At 67.3% G+C, this 17386-nt stretch carries 19 protein-coding genes; 8 read left to right on the forward strand and 11 right to left on the reverse strand.

The features are described from left to right. Window positions 1-38: 38 nt before the first annotated feature. The 7 genes from lptD to VA603_RS05790 are packed head-to-tail and all read left to right on the forward strand — an operon-like array spanning window position 39 to window position 7622. Complete coding sequence (gene lptD / locus VA603_RS05760; RefSeq protein WP_323438217.1) at window positions 39-2411, forward strand: LPS-assembly protein LptD; 2373 nt, start codon at window positions 39-41, stop codon at window positions 2409-2411. Further along, complete coding sequence (locus VA603_RS05765) at window positions 2408-3757, forward strand: peptidylprolyl isomerase (RefSeq protein ID WP_192286652.1); 1350 nt, start codon at window positions 2408-2410, stop codon at window positions 3755-3757. The genes lptD and VA603_RS05765 overlap by 4 nt, the downstream gene beginning before the upstream one ends. Window positions 3758-3760: 3 nt before the next feature. Beyond that, complete coding sequence (gene pdxA, locus VA603_RS05770) at window positions 3761-4741, forward strand: 4-hydroxythreonine-4-phosphate dehydrogenase PdxA (protein WP_323438218.1); 981 nt, start codon at window positions 3761-3763, stop codon at window positions 4739-4741. Continuing rightward, window positions 4738-5550 (forward strand): 16S rRNA (adenine(1518)-N(6)/adenine(1519)-N(6))-dimethyltransferase RsmA, encoded by an 813-nt coding sequence (gene rsmA / locus VA603_RS05775; RefSeq protein ID WP_323438219.1) that lies wholly within the window; start codon window positions 4738-4740, stop codon window positions 5548-5550. The genes pdxA and rsmA overlap by 4 nt, the downstream gene beginning before the upstream one ends. A gap of 49 nt (window positions 5551-5599) precedes the next feature. Continuing rightward, window positions 5600-5983 (forward strand): Co2+/Mg2+ efflux protein ApaG, encoded by a 384-nt coding sequence (gene apaG, locus VA603_RS05780; RefSeq protein ID WP_132864950.1) that lies wholly within the window; start codon window positions 5600-5602, stop codon window positions 5981-5983. Then, window positions 5983-6993 carry a symmetrical bis(5'-nucleosyl)-tetraphosphatase gene (locus tag VA603_RS05785; protein ID WP_323438220.1) on the forward strand — a complete coding sequence of 337 codons (1011 nt, stop codon included), beginning with the start codon at window positions 5983-5985 and terminating at the stop codon, window positions 6991-6993. Before apaG ends, VA603_RS05785 begins: the two co-directional genes overlap by 1 nt. A gap of 26 nt (window positions 6994-7019) precedes the next feature. Continuing rightward, on the forward strand, window positions 7020-7622 hold the full coding sequence (locus VA603_RS05790; RefSeq protein ID WP_323438221.1) for a DUF1287 domain-containing protein: 603 nt from the start codon (window positions 7020-7022) through the stop codon (window positions 7620-7622). Between the two features lie 255 nt (window positions 7623-7877). Here the strand turns inward: VA603_RS05790 and VA603_RS05795 are convergent, their stop codons facing one another. The 10 genes from VA603_RS05795 to VA603_RS05840 form a co-directional block, all read right to left on the reverse strand. Beyond that, a complete protein-coding gene (locus tag VA603_RS05795) occupies window positions 7878-8369 on the reverse strand; it encodes a dihydrofolate reductase (RefSeq protein WP_323438235.1) in 492 nt (163 codons plus the stop codon). Between the two features lie 47 nt (window positions 8370-8416). Continuing rightward, a complete protein-coding gene (locus VA603_RS05800; protein ID WP_323438222.1) occupies window positions 8417-9211 on the reverse strand; it encodes a thymidylate synthase in 795 nt (264 codons plus the stop codon). Next, complete coding sequence (gene lgt, locus VA603_RS05805) at window positions 9208-10113, reverse strand: prolipoprotein diacylglyceryl transferase (RefSeq protein ID WP_132864954.1); 906 nt, start codon at window positions 10111-10113, stop codon at window positions 9208-9210. Before lgt ends, VA603_RS05800 begins: the two co-directional genes overlap by 4 nt. A gap of 64 nt (window positions 10114-10177) precedes the next feature. Next, window positions 10178-10669, reverse strand: a complete 492-nt coding sequence (locus tag VA603_RS05810; RefSeq protein ID WP_132864955.1) for a TPM domain-containing protein — start codon at window positions 10667-10669, stop codon at window positions 10178-10180. Then, on the reverse strand, window positions 10669-11550 hold the full coding sequence (locus tag VA603_RS05815; protein WP_323438223.1) for a TPM domain-containing protein: 882 nt from the start codon (window positions 11548-11550) through the stop codon (window positions 10669-10671). Before VA603_RS05815 ends, VA603_RS05810 begins: the two co-directional genes overlap by 1 nt. Before the next feature lie 10 nt (window positions 11551-11560). Continuing rightward, window positions 11561-12193, reverse strand: a complete 633-nt coding sequence (locus VA603_RS05820; RefSeq protein ID WP_132864957.1) for a LemA family protein — start codon at window positions 12191-12193, stop codon at window positions 11561-11563. A gap of 98 nt (window positions 12194-12291) precedes the next feature. Further along, a complete protein-coding gene (locus tag VA603_RS05825) occupies window positions 12292-13041 on the reverse strand; it encodes a TerC family protein (RefSeq protein ID WP_132864958.1) in 750 nt (249 codons plus the stop codon). A 53-nt stretch (window positions 13042-13094) separates the two neighbouring features. Then, window positions 13095-13475, reverse strand: a complete 381-nt coding sequence (locus VA603_RS05830) for a diacylglycerol kinase (RefSeq protein WP_132864959.1) — start codon at window positions 13473-13475, stop codon at window positions 13095-13097. A 143-nt stretch (window positions 13476-13618) separates the two neighbouring features. Then, window positions 13619-14884, reverse strand: coding sequence for a sensor histidine kinase (locus tag VA603_RS05835; protein ID WP_323438224.1), 1266 nt, complete (start codon window positions 14882-14884; stop codon window positions 13619-13621). Between the two features lie 130 nt (window positions 14885-15014). Then, window positions 15015-15728 (reverse strand): response regulator transcription factor, encoded by a 714-nt coding sequence (locus tag VA603_RS05840; RefSeq protein ID WP_057633435.1) that lies wholly within the window; start codon window positions 15726-15728, stop codon window positions 15015-15017. Window positions 15729-15896: 168 nt separating this feature from the next. Between VA603_RS05840 and VA603_RS05845 the strand changes: the two genes are divergently transcribed. Further along, on the forward strand, window positions 15897-16250 hold the full coding sequence (locus VA603_RS05845; protein ID WP_132864961.1) for a DMT family protein: 354 nt from the start codon (window positions 15897-15899) through the stop codon (window positions 16248-16250). Window positions 16251-16356: 106 nt separating this feature from the next. Here VA603_RS05845 and VA603_RS05850 read toward each other — a convergent pair whose 3' ends face one another. After that, window positions 16357-17283 carry a DUF6607 family protein gene (locus VA603_RS05850; RefSeq protein ID WP_323438225.1) on the reverse strand — a complete coding sequence of 309 codons (927 nt, stop codon included), beginning with the start codon at window positions 17281-17283 and terminating at the stop codon, window positions 16357-16359. Between the last annotated feature and the right edge of the window lie 103 nt (window positions 17284-17386).

Raw genomic sequence — 17386 nt, forward strand, 5'->3', positions numbered from 1 at the left:
GCAAGCTAGCGACCGTTTTCCCCCAGAATCCGAACCGCGTGCGCCGAGCCTTCCGCCTGCTTCCCCTGCCCCTGGGTATCGCCATCTGCCTGCCCGCGATGGCCGATGACAAGCCCGTGAACTGGGGGCTATGCCCGGCCACCGAGTCCCTGCCCGCCTTCGAGGAGGCCCCGCAGGCCGACCCGAAAAGCGCGGCCAACCGCGAGCAGTTGCCGACCGACATCGAGGGCAACGAGCTGACCGGCACCACCGTGATCCCCGAATACCAGGGCAACGTGGTGCTCAAGCGTGGCGACCAGTTCATGGGCACCGACAGCCTGCGCCTGGACACCGAAAGCGGTAACTACATCGCCGAAGGCAACGTCCGCTATTCGGACTCCTCGATCCGCATGGTCGCCGAGCGGGCCGAAGGCAACCAGGAAACCGACACCCACAAGATCAGCAACATCCAGTACCAGCTGGTCTCGCGGCGCGGCAACGGCGGTGCCGAGTCGATCGACCTGCAGGGCTCGGTCGGCCAGATGCACCATTCCACCTACACCACCTGCGACCCCTCGCAGCCGGTGTGGAAGCTGGTGGCCCCGCAGATCGAGGTGGACAACGAGGAAGGCTTCGGCACCGCCCGCAATGCCGTGCTGCGCATCGGCAAGGTGCCGGTGCTGTACGCGCCGTGGTTCAAGTTCCCGATCGACGACCGCCGCCAGACCGGCCTGCTGTATCCCAAGCTAAGCATGTCCGGCCGCAATGGCTTCGACTACGAGCAGCCGATCTACTTCAACCTGGCACCGAACTACGACGACACGCTGAGCCCGCGCTACATGAGCAAGCGCGGCCTGATGCTGGAGAACGAGTTCCGCTACCTGTACAGCGGCGGCAAGGGCCAGCTGGAGACGGCCTACCTGCCCAACGACTCGCTGCGCGACAAGGACCGCGGGCGCATCCAGTACAGCGGGTACCACAACATCGACAGCCACTGGCAGGCCCGCGCCAACCTGGGCTGGGTCAGCGACGAGCGCTACGTGGAGGACTTCTCCAACCGCCTGCTCGGCGTGACCTCGTCCAACCTGCAGAGCACCATCGGCCTGTACGGCTCCGGGAGGAGCTGGACCGCCGGGGTGATGGCCGACCACTGGCAGCTGACCGATTACACCCTGACCGAGAGCTCATTGGCCTACAACCGTGAGCCGCGCTTCTTCGGCACCTGGGACGAGAGTTTCGGCCGCTGGTTCGAAGCTGGCGTCTACGCCGAAGCGGTGCGCTTCACCCACGACGACGTCCACCTCAAGATCCAGAACGCCGACGGCGAGTACGAACGCACCGGCGTGGTGCAGCCCATGTACGGTGGCTCGCGCCTGGACATCAAGCCCTACGTGTCGATGCCGCTGGCCGGTGCCTCCTGGTACATCACCCCGACCCTGGCCTGGCGCTACACCGCCTACCAGTTGGACCGCGGAATGGTCGCCAACGGCGCGGACCGCACCCCGACCCGCAGCCTGCCGATCACCACCGTGGACGCCGGCCTGTTCTTCGACCGCGAGACCTCGCTCGGGGGCAAGTCCTACCTGAACACGCTGGAGCCGCGGATCTTCTACCTGAACACCCCGTACCGCGAGCAGAGCAACCTGCCGCTGTTCGATACCCGTGCGTTCACCTTCAGCTGGGGCCAGCTGTTCCGCGACAGCCGCTACACCGGCGCCGACCGCCAGAACGATGCCAACCAGCTGACCACCGCCCTGACCACGCGTCTGATCCGCCAGGAGGATGGCCGCGAGAAGCTGTCGGCGAGCATTGGCCAGATCACCTATTTCGACGACTCCCGCGTCACCCTGAACAGTGGCGAGGCGCCGGTCGAGCAGGGCAACTCGGCGTGGGTGGCCGACGTCAACTGGGCGCTCACCGACCGCTGGACACTGGGCAGCACCTACCAGTGGAACCCGAAATACGGCAAGGAAGACCTGGCCAGCGTCCGCGCCCGCTACCTGATGCCGGGCGACGGCGTGGTCAACCTGAGCTACCGCTACCGCCGCAACCCGAACAACGGTACCGACCAGCTCGAGCAGGCCGACCTGTCCTTCCTGTACCCGATCAACCCCACCTGGAGCGTGGTCGGCCGCTATTACTACTCCCTGCTGGACAACAAGCCGCTGGAAATCATCGGCGGCGTGCAGTGGGACAGCTGCTGCCTGACGGTCCGCGCCCTGGCCCGTCGCTACGTCCGCAACCGCGACGGCGACCTGGACAACTCCTTCCAGATCGAGTTCGTGCTCAAGGGCCTGAGCTCGGTCGGGCAGGACACAGACCGCACCTTGCGCCGTGCTATTCTCGGCTACAACCGAGACGACCTGTACCTCGTTCCGCCGAGCAACATCGAGGCGAACGATGACGACTACGATCCGAACCAGATTCCATGACCAAGACCCTTTCTGCAGTCCTCGCCAGCGTGCTGGCGCTTTCCGGCGTGTCCGCCCCGGCCGTTGCCCAGCAGCAGCCGCTGGATCGCATCGCCGCCATCGTTGATGAGGACGTGATCCTGCAGAGTGAGCTGCAGCGGGCGGTCAACAACATCAAGGGCCAGTACGCCGGCCGCGAAGCCCAGCTGCCGCCCGAAGCGGTGCTGGAGCGCCAGGTGCTCGAGCGCCTGGTGCTGGTCAAGCTGCAGGTCGCCCGTGCCGAGGGCAGCGGCATCCGCGTCGGTGACGAGGAGCTCAACCACGCCATCGGCAGCATCGCCCAGCAGAACGGCACCACCGTGGACGGCCTGCGCCAGCGCCTGGCCCAGGACGGCATCGGCTTCACCGACTTCCGCAACTCGGTGCGCGAGGAAATCATCACCCAGCGCCTGCGCCAGAGCTTCGCGCAGAGCCGCATCAGCGTCAGCGAAGGCGAAGTGGACGCGGCCCTGGCCCAGCAGAACGCCGGCGGCGCGCAGTACCACCTGGCGCACATCCTGGTCGCCCTGCCCGAAGGCGCCAACGCCGAGCAGATCGCCACCGGCCAGAGCAAGGTGGACGGCATCAAGAACCTGCTGGACAAGGGCGAACTGGACTTCGCCGCGGCGGCAGTGCGCTACTCCGACAGCCCCAACGCGCTGGAAAGCGGCGACCTGGGCTGGCGCAGCCTGGATGAAATCCCCAGCGCGTTCTCCAACCAGATCAAGAACATGAAGGCCGGCGACGTGCTCGGCCCGATCCGCGGCCCCAGCGGCTTCCAGTTGCTCAAGCTGGTGGAAGTGCGTGAAGCCGGGGCCGGCGGCGGCTCCGCCGCGCAGGTCACCGAGTTCCACGCCCGCCACATCCTGGTGCGCATCACCGACCAGGTGGACGAGGCGGCAGCCAAGGCCAGGATCGACACCCTGCGCGCCCGCATCGCCGGCGGCGCCGACTTCCAGGCCGTGGCCAAGGAGTCCTCCGACGATGCCAACAGCCGTGGCCAGGGCGGTGACCTGGGCTGGTTCCCGGCCGATGCCTTCGGCCCGGACTTCGGCAAGCAGATCGAAGGCGTCAGCGATGGTGGCGTGACCGCACCGTTCCGCACCGATGCCGGCTGGCACATCGTGCAGCGCGTGGGTACGCGCCAGACCGATGTCACCGACGACAACAAGCGCGCGCAGATCCGTGACCAGATCGGTCGCCGCAAGCTCGACGACGAGTACAACCGCTTCCTGCAGGAACTGCGTGGCGATGCCTACGTCAGCTTCCGCAGCGGCGACCGCGCCGAAGGCACCGCCGAGCCGGCCGCCGAACCGGCCAAGCCGTAAGCCATGATTCCCCAGCTCGCTCTGGTCCCGGGCGAGCCCTCCGGGATCGGCCCGGAACTGTGTATCCGCCTTGCCCAACAGCCGCGCAGTGATTGCCGGCTGTTGGCGTTTGCGGACCCGCAAACCCTGCGCGACGCCGCTGCCGCGCTGCAGCTGCCGCTGCAACTGCTACCCGAACACGCCCTGGCCCAACAGCCCGGTGACCTGCGCCTGCGCCCGGTCACCAATGCCGTCCCCAGCCGTTTTGGATATGCCGACGCACGCAACGCGCGCGCGGTGATCGATGCCTTGCACGGGGCCGGGCAAGCCTGCCTGGACGGCGCGCTCGATGGCGTGGTGACCGGCCCGGTGCACAAGGCCGTCATCAACGACGGCGGCATCGCCTACAGCGGCACCACCGAGTTGCTGGCCCAGCAGGCCGGGGTCGAGGTGGTGATGATGCTGGCCAACGACATCGTCCGCGTCGCGCTGGCCACCACCCACCTGCCGCTGCGCGAGGTCGCCGACGCGATCACCGCAGACGGCCTGCGCAAGGTCATCCTCACCACCCATCGCGCGCTGCGCCGTGACTTCGGCTTGGCCGAGCCCCGCATCGCGGTGCTCGGGCTGAACCCGCACGCCGGCGAGGATGGCCATCTGGGCCGCGAGGAGCTGGACGTAATGATCCCGCTGCTGGACCAGCTGCGCGCCGAGGGCATCGCCCTGATCGGCCCGCTGCCTGCCGATACCGCCTTCCTGCCGGCCAAGCTGGCCGGCTTCGACGCCGTGCTGGCCATGTACCACGACCAAGGCTTGCCGGTGCTCAAGTACAGCGGCTTCGAACAGGCCACCAACATCACCCTCGGCCTGCCCTACCCGCGCGTGGCGGTGGACCACGGCACCGCGCTGGACCTGGCCGGCAAGGGCATCGCCGACCCCTCCAGCCTGTTCGCCGCCACGGAACTGTGCGCCAGGCTGGCCGCACAACGTAAAATCACCGCATGAATTCCTCCCATCCCCCGCGCGCCGGCGCAGGTTTCACCGCGCCGGCGAAGAAGCAGCTGGGCCAGCACTTCCTGGCCGACACGCATTACGTCGAAAAGATCGTGATGGCGGTCAACCCGAAGGACGGCGACCGCCTGGTCGAGATCGGCCCGGGCCAGGGTGCCATCACCTTCCCGCTGCTGCGCCGCCACCCGAAGCTGACCGTCATCGAGTTCGACCGCGACCTGATCGCACCGTTGACCGAGGCCGCCGCGCCCCTGGGTGAGCTGACCATCGTCCACCGCGACGTGCTGCAGGTCGATTTCACCGCGCTGGCCGCTGGCGGAAAGATCCGCCTGGTCGGCAACCTGCCCTACAACATTTCCTCGCCGATCCTGTTCCATGCACTGGAGCACGCCGCGGCGATCTCGGACATGACCTTCATGCTGCAGAAGGAAGTGGTCGACCGCATGGCCGCCGGCCCGGGCAGCAAGGTCTATGGCCGCCTGAGCGTGATGCTGCAGGCCTGGTGCGAGGTGACGTCGCTGTTCGTGGTGCCCCCAGGCGCGTTCCGGCCACCGCCGAAGGTGGACTCTGCCGTGGCCCGGCTGGTGCCGCGCGACCCCGCCACAATCGGCATCGATGACCCCAAACGCTTCGCCGAGGTGGTCAAGGCCGCCTTCGGGCAACGCCGCAAGACGCTGCGCAACGCCCTCAACGGCGTCATCGACGAAGCCGGCTTCGCCGCCGCCGGGGTCCGCAGCGACGCCCGCGCCGAACAGCTGGAAGTGGCCGATTTCATCCGACTTGCGAACGTACCGCACGCCTGAGTGCGACATCTGCGCAAACCGATCACCTGCTTTTGCTTACACTCCCCCCATGGAAGAATCCCGCCACTACGCGATCGAGATCGAGGTTTCCCCTCGTTTCATCGACGACCAGTCGGCCCCTGAAGACGGGCGCTTCGCGTTCGCCTACACGATCCGCATCCAGAACCGCGGCAGCGTCCCCGCGCGGCTGATCAGCCGCCATTGGCGCATCACCGACGGCGAGGGCCGGGTCGAGCACGTCGACGGCGACGGCGTGGTCGGCGAACAGCCACGGCTGCGCCCGGGCGAGGAGTTCAGCTATACCTCCGGCGTCATGATCGGCACCGAGTACGGCACCATGCAGGGCCACTACGACATGCTCGCCGACGACGGCACCGAGTTCGCCGCGCCGATCGCACCGTTCGTGCTGTCCATTCCCAGGACGCTGCACTGATGGCGACCTGGGCAATCGGCGACCTGCAGGGCTGTTACGACGTCACCCAGTCGCTGCTGGAGAAGATCAACTTCGACCCCGCCGTAGACCGGCTCTGGTTCTGCGGCGACCTGGTCAACCGTGGCGGGCAATCGCTGGAGACCCTGCGCCTGGTGCATTCGCTGCGCGAGCAGAGCGTGGTGGTGCTGGGCAACCATGACCTGTCGCTGCTGGCCATCGGCGCCCGCAGCGAAGAGGAGCAGCGCAAGGTCAACCCGGACCTGCAGCGCATCGTGCTGGCCGAGGACCGCGACACCCTGCTCGACTGGCTGCGCCTGCAGAAGCTGGTGCACGCCGACCGCGAACTGGGCTGGATGATGTTCCATGCCGGGCTGGCGCCGAAGTGGACCGTCGCCCTGGCCGAGAAGCATGCCCGCGAGGTCGAGCAGCAACTGCACGGCAACGGCTACCGCAAGCTGTTCCGCAACATGTACGGCGACAAGCCGGCCTGGTCGCCGGGGCTGAGCGGCTATGACCGCTCGCGCGCGATCATCAACATCTTCACCCGCATGCGCTACTGCACCCCCAGTGGCCGCATCGGCATGGAGGACAAGGGCACGCCCGGCACCCAACCGCAGGGCATGTACCCCTGGTTCGAAGTACCCGGCCGCGTGGAGCGCGAGCTGAAGATGGTCTGCGGCCACTGGTCGGCGCTGGGCCTGACCATCACCCAGGGCGTGCACGCCATCGATACCGGTGCGGTCTGGGGCGGCAAGCTCACCGCGCTGCAGCTGGACAGCGAGGACCTGCGCATGGTGCAGGTGCCGGGCCGTGACGTACCCGCGCTGGTCCCCGGTGCGCATCCGCCGCGCAAACCCAAGCCGGAGCGCCCGGCCGAGCCCCGCGGCGAGCAGCCCGCGCGCGGCGAACCGCGCCGTCGCCCGCGCCGTCGACGACCGGGTGCGGGTAATGGCGGTGGCAACAATGCCGGCACCCACGGCGCTCCGCCCACCGTCGGGCCGGGTGAATGATCCGCGGGCCATCAGCCCTGCTGCTGATGGCCTCCGTCCTGCTCGGCGCCTGCCGGCAGGAAGTCCCCCACTCCACTGAACTGCCGCCTTCGCGTGCCCAGGTACCGGCGGTCACGTCCGTACCGCTGGTGGCCGCGGCACGTGCGCAGGTCGGCGTGACCGTGCGTTACGACCCGGCCTACTTCGCATTGGCCTATCCCGAAGGCGATCCTCCATGGGACCGTGGGGTCTGCACCGACGTGGTGGTACGCGCATTGCGCGGGGTCGGCATCGACCTGCAAGCGCGCATCCATGAGGACATGCGCGCGCACTTTTCCGAGTACCCCCCGCTATGGGGCCTGTCGCGCACGGACCGCAACATTGACCACCGGCGCGTGCCCAACCAGATGCGCTGGATGCAGCGCCAGGGTTGGGAATTGCCGATCAGCGCGCAACCGGGCGACTACGCGCCCGGCGACATCGTCGCGTGGAAGCTCAACGGTAATGGCTTGCTGCACGTGGGCATCGTGTCCGATCGCCTGCTGGACGATGGCACGCCGCTGGTGCTGCACAACATCGCGCGCGGTACGCAGGAGGAAGACCTGTTGTTCCGGCACACGATCATTGGGCATTACCGGATGCCGGGTTAAGGCAAAGGCTTACCCCACCCCAGCCCCCCCTTGGCTGCGCCAAAGGGAGGGGGCGGATCCTGCGAGCGTTCAGATCATCGCCGTGCGAGCGTCGTTCGGATCACCGCCCTGCGAGCGCTCAGATCATCGCGCAGCCGCTGTTGCCCCCTCCCTTTGGCGCAGCCAAGGGGAGGGTTGGGGAGGGGTTGTTTGTTCCGGCAACCTGAAACGGCGCCGGCTTCGCGGCCGAGGCTGCTCCTACCCGCTAGGCCGCGCCTACCGGCGGATGTAGTGGGCGAAGCGGAACGCGTAGGCGTGCCGCGCATCGGCCGCGTGCGGCTGGCTGTCCACTTCCTGCCACTGGGCCGGGTCCACGGCCGGGAAATGCGTATCGGCCACCACCTCGGCGTCCACCCAGGTCAGGTACAGGTCGGTGGCCTGATCGATCAGCAATCGGTAGATCTCACCCCCGCCGATCACGCACAGTTCGGACGCGCCTTGCGCCAGCGCGATGGCCTGCGCCTGCTGCAGCGATGCCACCGCCTGCATGCCCTCGAACGGCACCTGGCCGCTGCGGGTCAGCACCAGGTTGGTCCGCCCCGGCAGCGCGCGACCGAGCGACTGCGCGGTCCTGCGCCCCATCAGGATCGGCTTGCCCAGCGTGAGCGTCTTGAAGTGCCTGAAATCATCCGGCAGGTGCCACGGCATGCCGTTGTCCTGGCCGATGCCGCGATTGCGGTCCAGCGCGGCGATCATCGACAGCCGCAGCTGCACCGGGGTTGCCGCTTCGCCGTTCGCCGTTCCCATCCCCAGGCTCACACCGCCACCGGTGCCTGGATCGCCGGGTGCGGGTCGTAGCCGTCGATACGGATGTCCTCGAAACGGAAACCGAACAGGTCGGTGACCTCCGGGTTCAACCACAGCGTCGGCAGCGCGCGCGGCGCACGCGACAACTGTTCGCGCGCCTGCTCGTAGTGATTGGAATACAGGTGTGCATCACCCAGCGTGTGCACGAAATCGCCCACGCCCAGGCCGGTGGCCTGCGCCACCATGTGGGTCAGCAACGCGTAGCTGGCGATGTTGAACGGCACGCCGAGGAAGATGTCGCCGCTGCGCTGGTACAACTGGCAGCTGAGCTTGCCGTCGACCACATAGAACTGGAACAGGTTGTGGCAGGGCATCAGCGCCATCTGCGACAACTCGCCCACGTTCCATGCGCTGACCACCAGCCGGCGCGAATCCGGGTTGCGCTTGATCTCCTCGACCAACCACTGCATCTGGTCGATCTCGCGCCCGTCGGCGGTGGCCCAGTTGCGCCACTGCTTGCCGTAGACCGGACCGAGGTCGCCGTTGGCATCGGCCCACTCGTCCCAGATCCGCACGTTGTTGTCCTTCAGGTAGGCGATGTTGGTATCGCCCTTCAGGAACCACAGCAGCTCGTGGATGATCGAGCGCAGGTGCAGCTTCTTGGTGGTGACCAGCGGGAAGCCTTCGTTGAGGTCGAAGCGCATCTGCCAACCAAACACGCTGCGCGTGCCGGTGCCGGTGCGGTCGGACTTCTCGCTGCCGTGCTCGAGCACGTGCCGCAGCAGATCCAGGTAGGGCTTCACGCTTTTTCCTCCAGCGGCAGGACCGGCTGCAGCACCGGGGCACGGCGCGACATCACCAGCAGGATCACGCCCAGCGCGATCAGCGGCAGGCTCAGGATCTGGCCACGGGTCAGCCAGTCAAACGCCACGTAGGCGCCGTTGTCGGGCATGCGCACGAACTCGACCAGGAAACGGAAGGCGCCGTACATCAACGCGAACAGGCCGGACACGGCGTAACGCGGGCGCGGCTTCATCGAGTACAGCCACAACACCACGAACATCACCAGCCCTTCCAGCACCGCTTCATACAACTGCGAGGGATGGCGCGCGTACTGGGTAAGCAGCCCGGCGGCGAAGTCCTGCTTGATCTGCGCGGCCGACATCAGCTGCTCCATCGTCGGCAGGCCCGCCGGCACGTCCTTCAACGGCGAATGCGGGAACACCACGCCCCAGCCGGAATGGGTGAACTTGCCCCACAACTCACCGCCGACGAAATTGCCCAGCCGGCCGAAGCCCAGGCCCAGCGGCACCAGCGGCGCGACGAAATCAATGGTGTCGAAGAAGTGCTGGCGCTGCTTGCGCGTCCACCACCAGCCGGCGATCAGCACGCCGAGCAGGCCGCCATGGAAGCTCATGCCACCTTCCCATACGCGCAGCAGCAGCAACGGGTTATGCAGGAACTCGGCGGTGGCATAGAACAGCATGTAGCCGATGCGCCCGCCCAGCACCACGCCGAGCATGGCGTAGAACAGCAGGTCCGAAAAACCGTTCATGCTCACGCCCGGCAGGCGCCCGGCGAGGATCCGCTGCCGGCCCAGCCACCAGGCGGCGCCGAAGCCCAGCAGATACATGATGCCGTACCAGTGCACCGAGATCGGCCCCAGGCTGAAGGCGATGGGGTCTATGTCATGGAGATAGATCATGAAGGCACTGTCTGGCGAACGAAGTCCTATTCTCGGGGCTGCATTCCCTGCGTCAACCGCCCACTCAGCCAAGCAGCTGCGGGCGGTCAGGCAACTCGTTGCCGCGTGGTCGGTCCGGGTCGGCGGGAAAGTGCCGGGCCAGCAGCTGCGAGACCTCGGCCACGGCAGCCAACACGGCCGCCTCGCGGTCGCCACTGCCCAGTTGCACGCGCAGGTGCTCGCAGACCTGCTGCCACTGCCCGGCCTCGATGCGGCCCGACAGGCCGCGGTCGGGCACGATCTCGATGGCGTGGTCGGCCAGCAGCAGGTAGATCAGCACCCCGTTGTTGGCCTCGGTGTCCCAGGTGCGCAGCACCGCGAAGGCATGCTCGGCGCGCTGCCGGGCATCCACGCCCCGCCACAGCATCGGCAAGGACAGGTCCGACTCCACGGCGAACATCACCTGGCCGCCGTGCTGGCGCTCACCGTCGGCGATGGCCCGGGCGATCCGCTCCAGGCTGGCTTCCGGGAAAACCGCATGGGCCGAGGGCGAGAACACATGGCGCAACCAGCGCATCACCAACTCCCCGAGGCGCCACCGCCTCCCGATCGCCCGCCGCCGCCGGACCAGCCACCGCCGCCGCCGAATCCTCCGCCACCGCCAAAGCCCCCGCTCCCCCAGCCCCCGCCCCCGCCACGGGCGAAGCCGCCCGAAGCCCTGCCGAAGGAGAAGAACAGCGCGGCGAAGGCCGCCATCACGCCATTGGCCAGCGTCAGCAACAGCGCACCGGCAAGCCCGGCCAGCACCGCGGCAAGCAAGCCGCGCACGGCCTTGGGCTGCCGCGCCAACAGCAGGCGCATCAGCACCGCGGCAACCACGCCGATGCCGATCGCGAACAGGAAGCTGTCCTCGCCGCCGTCCTTGCGCCCGTGGTTGCTGCTGACCTGGGCCGGCAGTTGCTCGCCATCAATCAGCTTGACCAGCACCCCTGTGGCGGCGGTGATGCCGCCGGCATAGTCATCCTGGCGGAAATGCGGCACCAGGTACTCCTGGATCACCCGGTTGGCGATGGCATCGGGGATCGCCCCTTCCAGCCCGTAGCCGGGCTCGATGCGTACCCGCCGGTCGTCCTTGGCCACCACCAGCAACACCGCGTCATCCACGCCCTTGCGCCCGACCTTCCATTCGTCGAAGACGCGGGTGGTGTACTGGGCGATGTCCTCGGGCTGGGTGGTGGGCACGATCAACACCTGCAGCTGGCTGCCCTTGCGCTGCTGCAGGGCCAGCGCCTGCTGCTCGAGTGCCTGCTTCTGCGCTGTGTCCAGGGTGCCGGTGGCGTCCACCACCGGCGAGTCCAGCGGCGGGATCGGGGCCCGTTGCTGGGCCACCGCCACGCCTGCCCAGCCCACGCCAAGCAGGCACAGCAGCAGCCACAGCCGCGGCAGCAGGCCGGTCATCGGCACGAACTCACTGCGCCGGCGCAGGCGCCGGTTGTGGTGCCGGCGGCTGCGGCTGCTGGTTGCCGAAGTTGACCGCCGGCGGCTGGGCGATCTGTGCCTCGTTCTCCACGCTGAAATTCGGCTTGGCCGCATAGCCGAACATCTTGGCGGTGATCACCTGCGGGAACGAGCGGATGTAGGTGTTGTAGTCCTGCACCAGCTGGATGTAGCGGCCGCGGGCGACGGTGATGCGGTTCTCGGTGCCTTCCAGCTGCGCCTGCAGGTCACGGAAATTCTGGTCCGACTTCAGCGTCGGGTAGTTCTCGCTGACCACCAGCAGCCGCGACAGCGCGCTGCCCAGCTCGCCCTGGGCCTGCTGGAACTGGGCCAGCGAGTCGGCATCGTCGGCGTTGACCTGGATCTGGCCGACCTTGGCGCGGGCGTTGGTGACCTCGGTCAGCACTTGGCGCTCCTGCTGGGCGTAGCCCTGCACGGTGTTGACCAGGTTGGGGATCAGGTCGGCGCGGCGCTTGTACTGGTTCAGCACCTCGGACCAGCCGGCCTTGACCGCCTCGTCCTTCTGCTGGATGGCGTTGTAGCCACACCCGGAAATGGAGATTGCCGCCACGACGAGCAGCATCAAGCGGAGGAACTGGCGCATGGTCGGGTCCTTGGACGTCGGAGTGCCGAGCATGCCACGGCCGGGGTGCAGCGTGTGCCAAAGCAAAGGGCCGGCAATGCCGGCCCTTTGTGATTCGTTTACCAGTCTTCCGAACCCGGTACGTGGTGCTGCTTGGCGTTGCGCCGCATCAGCAGGTTCAGCCACTCGACCAGGACCGAGAAGCCCATCGCCGCGTAGATGTAGGGCTTGGGCACGTGGACATCGAAGCCGTCCAGCACCAGCACCGTGCCGACCATCAGGATGAAGGCCAGCGCCAGCAGCTTCACGGTCGGGTTGGCGTCGATGAAGCGGCCCAGCGGGTTGGCCGCCAGCAGCATCACCGCCACCGACAGCAGCACCGCGCAGACCATCACCGGCACGTGGTCGGCGATGCCGACGGCGGTGATCACCGAGTCCAGCGAGAACACGATGTCGATCACCGCGATCTGCGCGATCACCATGCCGAACGCGGCCGAGGCCTTGGTGGTGGTCGGGTCGGCGTCTTCACCGCCACTGACCAGCTCGCGGATTTCCTTGATGCCCTTGTAGAGCAGGAACAGGCCGCCGACGATCAGCACCAGGTCGCGGATGGAGATGCCCATCCCGGCGATGGTGAACAGGTTGTTCTCCATGTGCGCCAGGTAGGCCAGCGAGATCAGCAGCAGGATGCGGGTGATGCAGGCCACCGCGATGCCGACGCGACGCGCCAGCGGGCGCTTGTGCTCGGGCAGGCGCCCCACCGCGATGGAGATGAACACCAGGTTGTCGATGCCCAGCACGATTTCCAGCGCACTGAGCATGAACAGCGTGACCCATACGTTCGGGTCGGCAAGAAACTCAAAAGACATGCACGCAATCCTTCAATAGAACCCAACTACCCCGCGCCACCCGGCGCGTGGTTTCAGAAAAGACGGGGAACCAGCAACAAGCCCCAGCACACCAGCACGTTCATCATCAGCACGAACACCGCCGCCGAACCCATGTCCTTGGCGCGGCCGGCCAGCACGTGGTACTCCGGGCCATAGCGCTCGATCACGGCCTCGATGGCCGAATTGGCCAGCTCCATGGCCAGCACCAGCAGCATCGAGCCGATCATCAGGACCTGCTCGACCGGGGTCTGCCCCAGCCACAGCGCCAGCGGGGTGAGGACCACGAACAGGTAGACCTCCAGGCGGAACGAGGACTCGTGCAGCCAGGCCGCGCGCAGGCCCTGCCAGGACCACTGGGCCGCCTTGAAGATGCGGCCCGGGCCGCGCGGCATATGGCCGGTCTGGTCAGCCATGGCACACCTTGCCAGTCGCCGCGTCACGGCGCGGCGGGTACAGATCAAACAGGGGAGCTGCCATGAACGATGACACCGGTTGCGGATAGGCAATAAGCAATTTTGCCACATCTGCCCGTTCACTTCCCGGAACCGGCCGCCGCTCAGCTGAAGCGCACCACCGCCACGGTGCCCTGCCCCTCCCGGCTGTCCAGGCTGATCTGCCAGCCGCAGCGTTCGCACAGCCGCCGGACGATGCTCAGGCCCAGCCCCAGCGAATTGCCGTGCTCGCCGCGGACGAACGGCTCGAAGGCCCGTGACAGGGCATCGGGCGACATCCCGACGCCGGTGTCGCGCACCGTCAACTGGCCGTGGGACACCGTGACCTCGACCAGGCCGACGTCGGTGTAGGTACAGGCGTTGCGCAGCAGGTTGCCGACCACCACGTGCATCACCCGCGGTGGCGCCAGCAGCGGGTGGCGGCCGTCGATGGACACCCGCAGCTCCACCGGCTTGCCGCGCAGCAGCTCCTCGGCCAACCCGGCCTCGTAGCGGACCAGGTCGCCGACATCGAACCGTTCCGATTGCGGCTCCACGTCCACTTCCCGGGCCAGCAGCAGGAAGGCATCGATCACCGCCTCCATGTCGCGCCCGGCGCGCTGGATCCGCTGCAGGCTGCGCTGCAGGCGCGGGGTCAGCTCGGGGTCGGCCAGGGCCATGTCGCTGGCCATGCGGATCACCGTCAACGGGGTCCGCAGTTCATGGCTGGCATCGCGGGTGAAGTTGCGTTCGCGGGCCACATGCGCGGCGACGCGCCCGGCCATCGCATGCAGTGCCAACGCCAGTTGCAGGCTTTCGCCCTTGACCTCGGCCGGCAACCGCTCCGGTGCCAGCTCCCCGGCATCGGGACGGCGCGGGTCCCACTGCGACACCCTGCGTGCCAGCCAGTTCACCGGCCAGACCAGGCGCCGCGAGACCCGGTAGGTCCGCCATGACACCGCGTAGATCACGATCAGTACCAGCAGTACCGGCACCACCCCGAACCAGAATGCATTGCGCTCGGTCTGCGAGCGCTCCAGCACCAGGTACAGCCGCCCGGCCGGCTGCGGGTCGACCAGCACCCGCTGGCTGCTGGCCTTGAGTTCATGGAACCCCGGGGAAAGCGTACGCAGGGCGACCGGAATTCCATCGGGTGGCTGCCCTTGCAGCCACAGATAGCCCTGCAGGGTGTGGGTGTCGGGAGGTGGCTTGCCCGGGTGTTTGGCCCGCGCCTGCCAGTAGTGGGCCGCCTCTTCCTGCAGCTTCACTTCTTCCAGCCCGTGCCGGATCACCTGCGTCACCAGGTAGCCGCCCACCAGGACCGCCAGGCTCACCAGCAGCGCCTGAAGGATGAATGCGATCCTGATTTTGCGCGACAACCCGTAAGGCATCTGCCTCCCCCCGAAGCACGCGTGATTATAAGGATGCCCGCCCACCGGCCGACGCGCGTCCTGGTACGAAAAGGCCGTCGCGCCCCCAAAGGCGCGACGGCCTGCTCATTGTCCGGTCACCGCATGTGCCTCAGCCCATCGGCTGGCCGATGTCCGCGATGCGGTAACCGGCGCTTTGTACGGTATGCAGCAGCGGGCGATCAAACGGCTTGTCGATGATCTTGCGCAGGTTGTACAGGTGGCTGCGAAGGGTGTCGGAGTCCGGCAGGCCATTGCCCCAGATCTCCCGCTCGATCTCCTGGCGGGTCACCACGCGCGGCGATTCGCGCATCAGGATGGTCAGCAGGCGCAGGCCGATCGGGGAGAGCTGCAGCTCGCTACCGGCGCGGGTGGCGCGCATGCTGACCGGGTCCAGCACCAGGTCGGCCACTTTCAGCACCTCGGCACCCACCTGGCGACGCTCGCGGCGGATCAACGCACGCAGGCGCGCTTCCAGCTCCTGGATCGCGAAGGGTTTGGTCAGGTAGTCGTCGGCGCCGTATCCCAGCCCGGTGAGCTTGTCGTCCAGCGTGTCGCGTGCGGTCAGCATGAGCACCGGCGTGGACTTGCGTGCCTCGTTGCGCAACCGGCGGCAGACCTCGATGCCGTCCAGCCGTGGCAGCATCAGGTCCAGCACCACCACGTCGTAGCTGTTCTCGGCCGCCAGGCGGTAGCCGTCCAGACCATCGACCGCGTAATCAACCTCAAACCCCTTGCCTTCCAGGTACTCACCGATCATTTCGGAGATGTTGCGGTTGTCTTCGACAACCAGTACCAGGCCGGACGATTCCTTTGTCTGTCGCATGGAGCCTCCTCAGTCTTCAGCTTTGTGAAACATGACGTACCCCGGGTAGATACCGCGTGAAGACGGCATGTGCCAATTGGTTGCTTCGGAAACCATTCGAGCCCGCCGATGAAGGCCGGCTCACGGCCTTCGGCCCTAAGCTATCGGCCCCTCACGACGAATCTGCACATGGCCGCGATGCCTTTCACCGCCTACCTGTACCCGGTGCTGCTGTTGATCGCCAGCAACGTATTCATGACCGTCGCCTGGTACGGCCACCTCAAGTTCAAGACCGCGCCGCTAATGACGGTGATCCTGGTCAGCTGGGGCATCGCCTTCTTCGAGTACTGCCTGCAGGTGCCGGGCAACCGGCTTGGCAGCGCGGTGTATTCCGCGCCGCAGCTCAAGGGCATGCAGGAAGTGATCACCCTGGTGGTGTTCGCGGTGTTCTCGGCCGTGTACCTGGGCCAGCCGCTGAAGTGGAACCATTGGGCCGCGTTCGGCCTGATCGTGGTCGCGGCGCTGTTGATGTTCAAGGAGTAAGGCGCCCCGGACGGCAGGAGCGCCTTCAAGCACGAAGCCGGTACCGCATTGGCCGATGCGATTCCTGCGAGTGCAGGCCTTGCCGGCTTCGCGGCCAGGTCCGCTCCTACGGGGCGGGCTCGACGAACTGCACGAACACCGCGTCGATCTTCGCGGTGTCCACGGCCGCACCGCCCTGCACGGCCTCGGCCTGCTCGAACAGCGGGATGATCATCGCCATGCCGTCCAGCTTGGTCTTCAGGTGCACGCCCGGCGCCTTGTCCAGGTGGGCCGCCCAGCGCTGGCGCACCTGCGCCCAGAAGCCGGCAGTTGCCTTCCAGTAGTCCAGCGCCGGGGTGAAGTCGACCTCGGTGGTCCTGACGTAATCGTTGAAGCCGAACTCGCGGGCGATCTCCACCTGGCTGCCGTCGGTGTTGCGCTGCACCTTGGTGTTGAACTGCTCGTGGGTCCAGCCATTGGGCGTGAGCGTGTGCCGGTTCACCACCGCCAGCGCGTTGTAGTCGCTGCGCCGGGTGTACTCGCGGCGCGGCAGCGGCCGCCAGCTGGTGTCGCTGGTCCAGGTCGGCACGTTGTTGTCATAGGTCCACTTGCCCGTGCCGCAGTAGCGCGGGGCGTCGCTGACTTCGTAGACGCACTGCGTCCAGGCGCCCTGGTTCAACGTGGCATCGACCGGCCGCACCTGCCAGGTCTGATCGGCGCTGAACTCGAAGCGGCTCGGTGCCTGGTACACCCAGTCCTGGCGCCAGTGCTTGGTCACGTGCCCGCTCTTGGCATCGACCAGCAGATGCTGCAGCACGATGCGGGTCGGGCTGTCCTCGACCACCACCACCACCTCATCCCCGCCACTGCGCATGGCCGGCGCACGTTCATAGCCGGGCTTGAGCAGCACGGTCTCGTCGAAGGCGAAATCCACGGTGTACTGGCCCTGCATGGCCAGGATGCTGTCGTGGTCACGGGTGATGCTGGCGGGCGCTGCGCTGGCCAGACCGCTCACGGCGGTCAACAGCAGCAGGCTGGCGGGATGAAACGTCATGAGGCATTCCTCGTACGTGGCGAAGTGGGTGACACGATGAAAGGCGCCTTCCCTGGCCCGGTCGCGTTCCCTCGTACCGGCCCCTGGAGGAACCGGCCTGAAG

Origin of the sequence: Stenotrophomonas capsici, assembly GCF_034961085.1 — a bacterium.
GTDB lineage: Bacteria > Pseudomonadota > Gammaproteobacteria > Xanthomonadales > Xanthomonadaceae > Stenotrophomonas > Stenotrophomonas capsici.